We start from the raw sequence: 12,911 nt of genomic DNA, 5'->3' as shown, positions 1-12,911 counted from the left end.
GATACCTCCAGCTTTATTTTATCACTCATGCTGTAATCCTCCATTGAATATTTTTTCTCCTATCGTTTTTAACATAGCTAAGCCTTTAATTTCATCTTCAAACATAGGTACTTTTAACAGTTCTGCATCCTTGAAGGTTTCTTGAATTTCTTTTATGTACTTTAATTGCATATCCCTTCGTTTTTGAAAAAAGGGCGTAATAGCCTGTTCTTCTGGAATGATTAAATTGGCTATCACCAGCTGCGTCTTAATACCCAAAGCCTCTAATTCCTTAGAAGCTCTATAGGCCTCCACCATCGGAGTTTTTTCGGGATACATGACAAAGGAAAAAGTCGTTATATTTTCATCCTTCATCCGATCAAAAACCCTATCGAATCTTTCTTTTTGTTTTTTATCCTCTTCACTAATTTCAGTAGATATACCTGCCTTCAACTGAATCTGTTTGCTCCAATCCATAGGTAGCTCTAGTAATCTTAATGTATGTCCAGTAGGTGCCGTATCAAATACAATCACTTCAAAATCTTCACGGCTGGCAAACTCAATGAATTTTTGAAAAGCTGCCATTTCCTCTGTACAAGGAGAATCCAACTCTTCTTTCATGGCCATAATTGTATTGGCATCAAACTTACCCTCTGCATCCTGAAGTATACGTTTTTTATAAGCCTCTATAGCTTTTTTTTGATCGATTTGTACTGCATACAAATTTTCTATATCATTAATTTGTGTAATTTCATCAGTAACTGGTTTATCCAATACGCTTCCGATATGAGAAGCCGGGTCTGTTGTCATTAGTAGGGTTTTATAGCCTTTTTGTGCAGTCTCAACAGCCGTAATACAAGCCATAGAGGTTTTTCCTACCCCACCCTTGCCAGAGAAAAAAATGTTTTTCCTTCCCCCTGTCTTTGGATAAATGCTACTTTGCAATTTACTCATGGTGACCACTTCCCTTGAATAATTTACTGCCACTTTTCCTAAACATATCTATTCCCTTTAATTCTGAGTCAAACAACGTCATTGTCTGTATGGGTATATTCTCAAAAACCTCCCTCGCCTTTTCAACATACATCTGTTGCCTTTCATATTTCTTTTTAAAGAAGGGATGGATGGCCTCCTCCTTTGGAAGAATGCCATTGATAATGATTCTGGTGGTTTTAATACCAATTTCCTGTAAGTCCTCAGAAGATCTTATCGTCTCTTCTAAAGAGGTTTGCTCCGGCTGCATCACAAAAATAAAATCAGTTTTATGAAGATCCCTTAATTTTGCTATAGCATCATCATACTTTTTCTTACTATCTTGGATTAAAGCTACAGGTCCCATACAGGTTTGTCCACTACCTTTAGCACTTTCTTCGATATGCTTACTCCAATCCACTGGTAATTCTAAAAGACGAATCGTGTGTCCTGTTGGCGCTGTATCAAAGATGACGATTTCGTAATCATCCGCATCCATGAAATCAATAAATTTATCAAAGGCCGCCATTTCTTCTGTACAAGGGCCGCTTAATTGTTCTTCAGCTACTTGAATAAGCTCTTCACCAAATAATTCCCTCATGGGTGCTAAAGATCTTTCCTTATATTCCATTGTAGCCTTATCTGAATCAATTTCCATTGCATATAGGTTTTCTATACCGTTAATTTTAGTAATGTTATGACCTATTTCCTGTTCAAATACGTCTGAGAGGTTGGCAGCAGGATCAGTCGTTACAATCAAGGTCTTTTTTCCTTGATCCGCATAATATACGGCTGTAGTAGATGCCATAGAGGTCTTTCCTACGCCACCCTTTCCAGAAAACAATATAAATTTTGTTTCCATTTTATTCAGCTCCCAGTACTTGTTCTATTTCCTCTAAAGTTGGATAGTCTCCATATTTTATCACCTTACCATTTACTGCGGTAATAGGAAGGGCTTCTTTGCCTTTTTCCTGTACTAACCTAAATACTTCTTCATTTTCTCTGAATTTTAAAGGTTGCTGAGAAATCATATATCTTTCCACTTGGATACCTTTTTTCTTTAAGCTATCAATATTCTCGCTTACCTTTACCAATCTTTCATCTACACTGGGCCCGCATATTCCTGTGGGACAACACATTGGGGGGTCAAAAAATTCTACCTTCATTGATCATATCCTCCTCTTATTTATTACTTAAATGAACTATGTAATTCTCTTAAGGTATTCATCTTTATTTCTATTTAATGTTTCACAGCTTAAGGCAGCTTTTTTATGCGTTGACAACCTTATAAGATCTTCAGGATATTGTTCCTTTAGCGCTTGCTGCAAAAACTGACAAAGCAACGGGTGGTCATGAAGAAAAGTTTCTTGTATTTTATAATATACCCACTGCGCTTTTTTTTCATAGGTGATTATGCCTACACTTTTTAATTTATTCAGGTGCCTTGAAGCATTGGACTGTGTAATCTCTAATATTACTTCGATTTCACAAACACATAGCTCCCCCATAAGCAGTAAATTAACCATTCTAGCTCTGGTCTCATCTCCTAGCGCCTTAAAAACCTCTACCAAACTCATTGCATCACCTTCATAATTTACTATATTCATTTATAATCATATATTATTCTTTTTTTTATGCTGTGTCAAGAGATTCAAAATGATTCTTTAGTATACTAATATATATTAATAAAATCTTACTTGACTTTTTTATCATCTGTTATATAAAGTTTGTTGATATCGTCCCTTAAAAATCATAGGAAACCTTAAAGACAGGTACATTGATAATAATCAATACACCTGTCTTTCGCTTTTATAGTAGGAATATTCTATAGCCCGTGAGCAAAAACTTTATATATCTTTGTACTTAATTCCGCATTCATAAGGAGGGCTATTTATGGATTTAATCTTAATAAACGGTAACATTATTACAATGAACCCTTCATATCCTAAGGCAGAAGCATTGGCCATAAAAGATGGTCTATTTACTACTGTAGGAAGTAAAGAAGACGTTCTTTCTTTTAAAAAGAATTCTACGGAAATCATTGATTTGAAAGGAAGAACCCTTTTGCCAGGATTTATTGATAGTCATATTCATCTTGTAAATTATGGCTATAGCTTACAACACGTTGATTTAAATGGTTTAACCTCTATTGATGATGTCATTGAAAAGATGATTTCATTTATAAAAGATCAGTATATCCAAAAAGACAAGTGGATCATTGGACGAGGCTGGAATCAAGATGACTTTACTACAAAGAAGTTTCCTACTCGATATGATTTAGACAAAATATCAAAGAACCATCCCATTTGTATTGTTAGGGCTTGTGGTCATATTATGGTTGGAAACAGTAAAGCCCTTAAACTGGCAGGTATTTCAAAGAGTACCCTACAAGTAGAAGGCGGTTTTTTTGATTTAGATGAAGAAGGTAATCCTTTAGGAATATTTAGAGAAACCGCAATGAATTTATTATATAACCAACTAACAGAACCTAGTCTAGATGAAATAAAGAAGATGATTTTATCAGCATCAAATCGTATTGTGAAACAAGGCATTACTTCCGTACAATCCGATGATTTTGATGCACTTCCTGGTCATAATTTCCAAAAAGTCATCTCTGCTTATACTGATTTAAAAGATAGTAAGAAACTTCCACTAAGAGTTTACCAACAGTGCCTATTGCCCACCCTAAAAAAGTTGAAACACTTTCTACAGTTAGGCTATTCTACTGGCTATGGAGACTCTATGTATAAAATTGGTCCTTTGAAGTTACGGGCAGATGGTTCCTTAGGTGCAAGAACTGCTTATTTACGTGAACCTTATGCTGATGCACCCTGGACAAGTGGATTACCTGTCTTCATGCAAGAAGAACTGGATGCCTTAATTATAGCCGCCCATAATGGTGATATGCAGACTGCTGTTCACTGCATAGGTGATAAAACCATGTATATGGCTCTACAAAGCATCGAAAAAGCACAAAAACAAAATCCTCGAAATCATCCTAGACATGGCATTGTTCACTGTCAAGTTACAGATGAAGGTTTGTTGCATAAATGTAAAGACTTAGATATTATTGCCTATATCCAACCCATCTTTATTGACTCCGACTTGCATATGGTTGAGCAGAGGCTTGGAAACACTCGGGAAAAATCAAGCTATAACTGGAAAAATATTTATAACAAAGGCATATCAGTGGCCTGTGGTTCTGACTGTCCTTTTGCTACAGGTTCACCTGTAGATCAATTTAATGTTTTATTGGGTATATATACAGCAGTTACTAGAAAAGACCTAAGTGGATACCCTGATTCCGGCTGGCTTCCCGATCAAAAATTAAGTCTAATGGAAGCAATTCATGGTTTCACACTGGGGGCTGCCTATGCTTCCTTTGATGAGAAGATGAAAGGATCAATAGAGGTTGGAAAGCTAGCTGATCTTGTTGTATTATCTGATGATATTTTTAAGGTTCCTCCTGATGAAATTAAAAACATATCGGTATTGGCTACTTTTGTGGGAGGAGAATTAAAATATCTTCAGAACGGCACCTGTTCTATCCTGTGAAATATTTTAGATAAGAAAAAGAGCAGAGAGCTGCTGTCATAATATAAATAACAGCAGCTTGATTAAGGCTAATAAAGATATCTCTATTATTCTATGCCAATAGATCCGGGTCCTCCCTCCATAATTAAGCAATATGGAACCCCATCAATCATAGTGCCTTTTAATAATTCGCAATGACGCATAGGAGCAAATATTCTGCGCATTTCGGTATCTGATAATTGAAATTTTTTCATTAGCGTCTCAAAAGGAACTTTACCATCATTAGCTTTTACATATTCATATACTTCTTTCTGCAAATCGGTTAGCCCCTCAGTACCTGTATGCCCCACCTGCTTTCTTGCGGATTTAGCACTGTATACTGCAGCAACATCACAAGTCTTTGGAACGCTGATAACATCAACATAACAGTCTTCGCACAAAATCTCCCCCCAGTAGTCCATTTCCTCTCCCTTTAGGATTAGTTCTTGACATCTCGAACAAATCATTTAGTACTCCTCCTTTTTAAAACCTTCTGCTGTTTTTTACTTTCTGACTGCTCCCCACAAGCTAAAGATTAACAGCTGATCCTTCCAAGTTCTCTGCAAAAAAGCCTTATCAATATATACTTCTAACTTATCATGAAAATTCCTCTTCATTATGTTAATTTTTCAAAAAATAAAAGATAAGAGATTAGTATCTTAATATATTAATAAAACCTTACTTGACTTTTTTGTCATCTGTTATATAATATGTATAACAGATATAACAAGGAGGTTCTTATGCTTTTAAAAATTGACTTTGAATCAGAAATCCCAATTTATCAACAAATTAAAAATCAAGTAATTAAAGGAATAGCCACTGGAGAATTATCCCCTGGTGAAGATTTACCTTCTGTAAGACAATTGGCAGCAGATATAGGCATAAATTTTCATACAGTAAATAAAGGATATACCCTATTAAAACAAGAGGGCTGGGTGGTGATTCATAGAAAAAGTGGTGTCATGGTTAATCCTGAGTTCAAGACTGAATTAACGGAGGAATATATGGAAACTTTAGAGGAAAATCTTGAAATCATAGCAGCTGAAGCATATCTTAGAGGACTTTCAAGCAAGGACTTTCAAAAAATTATCAACAATAAGTTTTCAAACTTTATAGGAAAAAGGGGGAAATAATATGTTTTTATTTATATTTCTACTAAACTTTTTTACCGTATATCTGCCTTTGTTTTTGATGGGCTTATTCATGCCTAATTACAGCAAAAATACTTTAGTTTTTGGCGTGAATATACCTGAAGAGGTAGCAAAAGATGAGAAAGTTATAAGATTAAAACAAGAATATAGAATAATCCATAGTGTATCTTTTGCAATAAGTAAACTTGTTATCATCTATTTTGCTTTTAAGTATGAAAGTACCAGATTACTTAATATGGGAATTTTAATTTTTATTCTTTTGTTTTCTGTTAACTATATATACATTCATTTGAAGACAAAGAAGTTAAAGGAAAAAGAAGGCTGGTTGATGAAGAAAAAGCAAGTGGTCATGGTAAGTACCTCAAGGAATAAGACACAAAAGTTGCTTTCTATGAAATGGTACCTGATTCCCGTTTTTATCTTTGCTTTTACGTGGATATTTACTATGATAATGTATCCTCAACTTCCTAATGAAATTCCTAGCAAACTAAATTTTAACGGTGATATTGTAAAGTATTCTAGTAAAAGCTTTCTATCTGTTTTCGGCATGCCCCTTACACAGTTGGGAATGCTAGTGATGTTTTATTACCTCTCGAAGGCAATAGGAAGAAGTAAAATCACAATTAACCCATCAAAACCTAAAACTTCAGAGCAGCAAAATATTGTTTCCAATAAAAGATGGATAGGTTTTATGATATTTACCTCAACAATTATAAATATTCATTTTTCCTATCTTCAGTTAACTCTATTGCAAATAATAAAAGTTACAAGTGTAACCTATTATCTTATGAATATTTTAGTTGTTTTCGCACCCCTAGCTGCACTAGTGATCATTGCAGTTACTACAGGTCAAAGCGGAAGTAAAATTTCAGTAAATTTAGAAGAAGAAGTTAATGAGAAACTCATTTATCGAGACGACGATAAGTATTGGTTACTTGGATCCCTTTATTATAACCCTCAAGATCCAAGCCTATGGATAGAAAAGCGCTATGGCATAGGTTGGACCATAAATATAGGTAATCCTATTGGTAAACTACTTGGCGGCGCAACAATCGTGCTTTTAGTAATCGCTGTAATCGCTACAGTATTTTTATAGATCAATAGAAGCATTTTTTATACGATATATTCTTTGAATCTATGTAGTTTATGGAATATGCAAAAAAAGTTTGTTGATATCGTCCCTTAAAAATCATAGGAAACCTTAAAGACAGGTGCATTGATAATAATCAATACACCTGTATATTTACATAAAAAATCATAACTATGCTTCTTAACATACTGCATATTTTTTATGCTAATTTCTCTATATCACTTTTTAATGCATTGTTCCACTTACCACATTTATCGCCCCAACGGGCCATCACTGTACCATCTCGCAAAATCTCTATCACTTCACATAAGTTAGAACAATCCTGACATTCAATGCCCTTTACATTGTATCCTGAATGAATAATATCGAAACCCTTGAAATTCGTTTTTGGATTTTTTGCGGCATTTTCTTTTGCCAATAAGCAACAGCCTATGGCTCCCATCACTTCATGGTGTGGAGGTACAAAAACCTCTAAACCTATAGCCTCCTCGAAGGATTTTTTAATCCCTACATTAGCAGCTACGCCACCTTGAAAAACAACTGGTCCCATGACTTCTTTGCCCTTAGCAAGATTGTTTAAGAAATTTCTTACCAATGCATCACAAAGTCCCTTAATAATATCTTCTTGATTGTGACCCAACTGCTGTTTATGAATCATATCAGACTCCGCAAAAACAGCACATCTTCCAGCAATCCTTACTGGATTTTTAGATTGGAGGGCTAACTGCCCAAAGTTTTCTATCTCAATCCCCATCCTAGCTGCTTGACGATCCAGGAAAGAACCGGTTCCAGCCGCACATACGGTATTCATAGCAAAATCGCTAATAATACCGTCTCTTAGCAAAATGATCTTGGAATCCTGTCCACCTATCTCTATAATGGTTTTTACACCATCTACAAAGTTTAATGCTGCTATTCCGTGGGCAGTGATCTCGTTTTTTACAATATCTCCTCCTACAATCATAGAGGCTAAGTGCCTACCACTGCCGGTAGCACCCACACCCTTTACTTTGATATCTTCTTTTACTTTAGACTTTATCTCTTTTAAACCCCTCTGGATAGCATCTATAGGCTTCCCTTGGGTTTTTGTGTATACCTTACCGAGAATTTCTTTTTTTTCATCCATCAATACAATGTTTGTACTAACTGATCCAACATCAATACCTAAGTAACAGTTCTCCACTTTCCTGTCTCTCCTTTCTTCGTCTTAGAAGATCTACAAAGGCCTCTAATCTAGTGCTATACCCTGCCTCTCCAGTCATTTCATCTACAATGAGACATAAATAAGGGATGTCGTAATCTTTTTCTACTGTGGGTAAAATACTTTGTGCAACAATTTCCGGCATGCAGGTTAAAGGATAGATCTGTATTACGCCGTCAAAATTTCTTTTGGCATATTCAACAGTATATCCTATGGTTTCTCTAGCATGCCCTCCTATCATGGTTTTTAAATAGGGTTTTGCTGCTTTATGAATTTTACCTTCACTGGTCAATTTTAGGGGACTTAAAAATAAATGTTCTGTAAGCCAACTGCTTATTTTTAAAGATTTTTCAATTTCTATTCCCATCTCCCCTAATTTTCTTTCAATATTTAAATTTACAAAAGGTTCTATAATGGTGTAAATTTCTCCCACGATCCCTATTTTTAAAATTTCCCTATCTGGTTCTTCTTCTATTGCCATAATGGACTGTTTTGTCCCTTCTATTAACTGTGATACTTTTTTATAGCCGTGAATATTTCTTATGTCTTGGTGAAATGTATCATAATAAGCATCTACTTTGCCCATTTCTTTCTGCCTAGGTCTTTTGTAATGGGCTGCTGCATCCAGTGCATCTACTTGATATAATATCTGTACAGCTTTTCTTAAAGCCCTCATAATCTTATAAGGATTCGATGTCTGAGCCAATTTAAAAATCCTATTGATAAAGGTTTTGTAATCTCCTTGCGGAGGATCAAATAAGATGAACTCCATTTCATAGCCCAATTCCTTCAATATTTCTTTTTCTAAAATAGAATAGTAACCAAACCTACAAGGACCGCAGCTACCAGAAAAAACAACAGTATCCGCCCCTGCCTTAGCACTCTCCACAAGATTTCCTATATTTACCTTAAGGGGTAAACAAATAGACTCTGGAGAATACTTTGTTCCTATCTCTAAGGTTTCTTGACTGCATTGAGGAGGAATGATCACATCTAAACCCAATTCCTCTAACAGTATCTTTGCTGCAACATATTGATTACCCATGTGTGGAAAGGTTAGTTTCATTTCTTTTCCTCCATTCAATCATATCAATAAATGCTTCTAAACGTGTATTGACACCGGCTTCTCCTGTATGCTCATCTATAGTAATCAATAAAAAAGGCATCTTTCCATCCTTCCTTGTCTTTCTTTCCACCAATTCCTCGATAATGGAATCAATGCCGCAGCCAAAGGAGGATAAGTAAACAATGCCATCTATATTTTTAACATCAGCAAAATACATCGCTGTCCCCAATAATTTTCTTCCATAACTCCAAAACATTTTTTTCTCAAGGGTGTCAGCATATTCATTAATCCTGCTATAATCCATCATCTCAGGTGTTATTACCTTGATACCTTGCTCATGTAATTTATCAATCAGACCCATGGACCCATACTTATCGTAAATATTATAAGAATGTCCCATTACAGCAATGGTTACAGGCGTCTTTTCACTTCTGAGGTTGTTGCTATAAAACTCTCCATTGATTGGATAGTTACCTTCCTTGATTTTTGATTTATAATCATGGTACACATCTATCGCCTTATTATAGGCATGTTTAATTGCTACAGGATTTTGAGTAACATAACTTCCAAAACGGTAGACTGTCTTCATTAGATTTTTTCTTGAATGATTAAAGTTTATTTCTGTATCAATAATAGGCGGTAAGTCTTTGATAGAATGCGTAACCATCTCTGGCAAACCACAAAATTTTGGACAAATGTATTCGTTTTTATAAGCACTCATTAATTTTGGTAAAAAGATAAAATCTACCTGATCTTTTAAATCCAGTACATGTCCATGAAATATTTTTACTGGAAGACAAGCTTCGTCTACGGTATTCTTTACACCTGCATCCAATGTGTTTTTATTGGTGGGACTAGATAAAATCACGTCCGCTCCTAACTCTTCATAAAAGGTTTTCCATAGAGGATAGTAATCATAAAACCAAAGGCCTCTTGGTATACCGATTTTTAGTGCCATATAATACCTCCCTTCAACATCTGTATATTATGTACAAAACGATTAAATACTATACCCCTATGTCAAAGGGATAATGAGACGACCTATTAATTCCTTCACCCTTTGAGCTATTGGAGGATTTTTATAGTCCTCCAGTGTCACCTCTACACTATTTTGCATATAGATTTTAAACTCCTCTTTCATTTTCTTACACAATATTTCATCATAAATCATTACATTTAATTCATAATCAAGATGCAAACTTCTTGTATTGAGATTAGCTGATCCTACAGATAAGATTTTATCATCTACTAAAACTGCTTTTGCATGCAAAAAACCATCATCGTACTGATAAACCTTTGCCTTGCTCTTTAGCAACTTTTCAAAAAAAGAAGCATTTGCCCATCCTACAATAAAAAAGTCTGGCTTCTTAGGTAAAACAATGTTTACCTCCACCCCTCTTAAGGCAGTGGTTTCAAGCGCCTTCAACATACTATCACTAAGAATAAGATAAGGTGTAGCAATATAGACGCTTTCCTTGGCTGCAGTAATCATAGAGAAGTACACCTGGCTGATTTCGTTCCAATGGGTATCGTAACCACTAGTAACTACTTGCATAGGCAAAACCTCTTCTACCTGTATTGGCGAGAAGTAAACTTCATCCAACAATTTTTCTTCAGTAGCATAATACCAATCTGCTAGAAATACTTTTTGAATCCAATGAGCCCCTTCCCCTTCAACCCTGATGCAAATATCTTCCCAGTTACCTATGGCCTTATCTCTTCCTAAATATTCGTCTCCTAAATTTATCCCTCCAGTAAAAGCTACTTTACCATCAATAATCACCATTTTTCTATGATTGCTATGATTTAACTTACCTTTTAAAATAGAAGTCCCTATAGAATCATAGGCAAAAACTTCTACCCCAGCCTTTTTTAAGTCTGTGATAAACCTCTTGCTTAACCGATGACTTCCCTTGCCATCATAAATCAATCGTACCTCTAAACCATCTTCAGCCTTCTTCTTCAATATCTCTTTAAATTTCCCCCCAATATGATCATCTCTAACAATAAAAAAACCTATATGTATACTTTTTTCTGCTTGATCTATTGCTTCTATCATTTCATCAAAAATCTTCTTACTCTCGCTGATTAATGTAGCCCGATTATAGCTGGTTAAAGGGATACCGGTATTGGCTTGAATCAAAGTCGCTATCCCTTCTTCTTCAGGTTCTAGTTGTGTACTTTCATACTCTCTTTCTCTAGTGATACGCATAAGGTGATCTATATAATGACTCCTGTTTTCTTGATAATGATTCAACAAATTTGCATTCCTCCAAATTTGTATCAAGGTAAACCCAATAAATATACAACTTATACCCAATACGACATAGACAATTCTTATAAAGGAAGGGTTTTCTAGAAATCTCAGGATTAGTAGTCCTATAGCCAAAATAGCAGTAATGCCCAAAACATAGGGATAAACGCCAAGAATAACTGCCTCCGGTATAATTACAAAAATGTTATAATAAACGACTGCCAAAAATAACAGCCAGGTAACAATTACCATCAGCTCCACCAAATCATCACATCCTTCAATCTTCCTTTTAATACTATCATCATCTCCTAAAAGAGCTTTTAATATGCTTTTAAAAAACCTATTTTTTGCTCATACTAGACCTATGTATTTATCTATGTATAGACGCTATCCATAGATAACTTGATTTAAACGATAAAACCTAGGAGTTGTTATTATGTTTGGTATTCCTCCTCATATAAATTTTAAAAAAGAAATTTGGGTATTATTGTCCTCTATATTAATCATTCATATAGCTGCTTATTTAATTGTTCCTATTTTTCCTATTCTCTTAAAAACAGAAAAAAAACTAAATCCTTCTGAAGTGGGTTTAGTCATCGGGGCTGGTTCCTTATTTATTCAATTAGGCAGCATTATTGCAGGTATCCTCTCGGATCGCATAGGAAATAAGTTTACTGTGGTGATTGGAAATGCTATTCAATTTATCGCCCTCTTTGGCTTAGGCTTATCTACCTCTGTGGTCCCCTTAACCCTCTTTTCTGGGTTAAATGGTATGGGCACAGGTATCTATATACCTACAACAAAGGCTGCTATCTCTTATCTAGCCTCCCAAGAAGAAGCAACCACAGCTTTTTCCTTAAGGGCAGTAGCAGCCAACATAGGTACTAGTATAGCAGGTATTTTTGTATTGTTTTTCGCCACCAATTCTAATTTTTATGTAGCAGGAGGCGTTTATGCTGGCTTAATCATTATATCCTGGATTTTTTTACCAGTGGGATGCGGAAGTCAACCCTGTCCTGCAATCCCCCTGAAGGATTATATAAATATTTTTAAAGATAAGGTATTTATTGTCTTTAGTCTTATCTCTGCTTTAATGTGGGCAATCTATACACAGTTAGGACTACTTCTTCCTCTACGGGGGGAAGTAGTCCTGGGTAATGTGAATAAAATAGGTGTTATTTGGACAGTCACCAGTATTATTGTTATTATTATTCAACCCATCATTTCTAGGAAATTTCTAGAAAAACATGCCCCTGTCCTTTCCCTAAGTGTAGGAACAATTTTATTAGGACTTGCCATTACTTTGATTGGATGGTCTACCAACTTTACCTTTTTAATGATTTTCTCCATCCTATTTATCTTTGGACAAATGTTTATGATGCCTACCTTTGACAATGTAACAAAGTTAATAGCAGACCCTAGTCTACTAGGGGCCTATTTTGCTGTGGCCAACTTTGCATCGGGAATTGGGGGTGCATTAGGAAGTTTTGTCAGCGGAAGATTAGTAGATCTCTATGGTATTGTAGCATCTCCTATTCCTTGGATTACCTATGGTATTTTAAGTATCATCATTGTAGCCTTATTACAACTGCCTATTATGCAAAGTATAAAAAAAAGCTAACTTT

At 35.3% G+C, this 12,911-nt stretch carries 13 protein-coding genes; 4 read left to right on the top strand and 9 right to left on the bottom strand.

Annotated elements, in window-relative coordinates; translation table 11 throughout:
- Positions 1-21: 21 nt before the first annotated feature.
- Genes BJL90_RS08705 through BJL90_RS08690 form a run of 4 tightly spaced genes read right to left on the bottom strand, consistent with a single transcriptional unit; the run spans position 22 to position 2,558 of the window.
- Positions 22-933 (bottom strand): ArsA family ATPase, encoded by a 912-nt coding sequence (locus tag BJL90_RS08705; protein WP_070966676.1) that lies wholly within the window; start codon positions 931-933, stop codon positions 22-24.
- Positions 926-1,813, bottom strand: coding sequence for an ArsA family ATPase (locus tag BJL90_RS08700; protein ID WP_070966673.1), 888 nt, complete (start codon positions 1,811-1,813; stop codon positions 926-928). The genes BJL90_RS08705 and BJL90_RS08700 overlap by 8 nt, the downstream gene beginning before the upstream one ends.
- Before the next feature lies 1 nt (position 1,814).
- Entirely contained in the window at positions 1,815-2,117 is a 303-nt protein-coding gene (gene arsD / locus BJL90_RS08695; protein ID WP_070966670.1) for an arsenite efflux transporter metallochaperone ArsD, read from the bottom strand.
- Positions 2,118-2,153: 36 nt separating this feature from the next.
- A complete protein-coding gene (locus tag BJL90_RS08690; RefSeq protein WP_236905049.1) occupies positions 2,154-2,558 on the bottom strand; it encodes an ArsR/SmtB family transcription factor in 405 nt (134 codons plus the stop codon).
- A 286-nt stretch (positions 2,559-2,844) separates the two neighbouring features.
- On the opposite strand from BJL90_RS08690, the gene BJL90_RS08685 reads away from it, so the two are divergent.
- Positions 2,845-4,506, top strand: coding sequence for an amidohydrolase (locus BJL90_RS08685; protein WP_070966663.1), 1,662 nt, complete (start codon positions 2,845-2,847; stop codon positions 4,504-4,506).
- 86 nt (positions 4,507-4,592) lie between these two features.
- Here the strand turns inward: BJL90_RS08685 and BJL90_RS08680 are convergent, their stop codons facing one another.
- Entirely contained in the window at positions 4,593-4,991 is a 399-nt protein-coding gene (locus BJL90_RS08680; RefSeq protein WP_070966660.1) for a hypothetical protein, read from the bottom strand.
- A gap of 273 nt (positions 4,992-5,264) precedes the next feature.
- Between BJL90_RS08680 and BJL90_RS08675 the strand changes: the two genes are divergently transcribed.
- Entirely contained in the window at positions 5,265-5,657 is a 393-nt protein-coding gene (locus BJL90_RS08675) for a GntR family transcriptional regulator (protein ID WP_070966657.1), read from the top strand.
- A 1-nt stretch (position 5,658) separates the two neighbouring features.
- Positions 5,659-6,771 (top strand): DUF1648 domain-containing protein, encoded by a 1,113-nt coding sequence (locus BJL90_RS08670; protein ID WP_070966654.1) that lies wholly within the window; start codon positions 5,659-5,661, stop codon positions 6,769-6,771.
- A 193-nt stretch (positions 6,772-6,964) separates the two neighbouring features.
- Here the strand turns inward: BJL90_RS08670 and BJL90_RS08665 are convergent, their stop codons facing one another.
- From BJL90_RS08665 to cls, 4 genes are read right to left on the bottom strand one after another with little or no spacing between them, the layout of a single operon-like run.
- A complete protein-coding gene (locus tag BJL90_RS08665; protein WP_070966650.1) occupies positions 6,965-7,948 on the bottom strand; it encodes an acyl-CoA dehydratase activase in 984 nt (327 codons plus the stop codon).
- Positions 7,923-9,032 (bottom strand): CoA protein activase, encoded by a 1,110-nt coding sequence (locus tag BJL90_RS08660; RefSeq protein WP_070966647.1) that lies wholly within the window; start codon positions 9,030-9,032, stop codon positions 7,923-7,925. The genes BJL90_RS08665 and BJL90_RS08660 overlap by 26 nt, the downstream gene beginning before the upstream one ends.
- Positions 9,004-9,990 (bottom strand): acyl-CoA dehydratase activase-related protein, encoded by a 987-nt coding sequence (locus tag BJL90_RS08655; RefSeq protein ID WP_070966644.1) that lies wholly within the window; start codon positions 9,988-9,990, stop codon positions 9,004-9,006. Before BJL90_RS08655 ends, BJL90_RS08660 begins: the two co-directional genes overlap by 29 nt.
- 57 nt (positions 9,991-10,047) lie before the next feature.
- Positions 10,048-11,538 (bottom strand): cardiolipin synthase, encoded by a 1,491-nt coding sequence (gene cls, locus BJL90_RS08650; protein ID WP_236905080.1) that lies wholly within the window; start codon positions 11,536-11,538, stop codon positions 10,048-10,050.
- Positions 11,539-11,722: 184 nt separating this feature from the next.
- Between cls and BJL90_RS08645 the strand changes: the two genes are divergently transcribed.
- Positions 11,723-12,907: an MFS transporter gene (locus BJL90_RS08645; protein ID WP_070966638.1), complete on the top strand. Its 1,185-nt coding sequence runs from the start codon at positions 11,723-11,725 to the stop codon at positions 12,905-12,907.
- Positions 12,908-12,911 lie beyond the last annotated feature (4 nt).

This window comes from Clostridium formicaceticum, assembly GCF_001854185.1.
In the GTDB taxonomy this organism is placed as follows: domain Bacteria; phylum Bacillota; class Clostridia; order Peptostreptococcales; family Natronincolaceae; genus Andreesenella; species Andreesenella formicacetica.
Note: the sequence above shows the minus strand (reverse complement) of the source record. Positions and strands in the feature narration are given on the sequence as shown.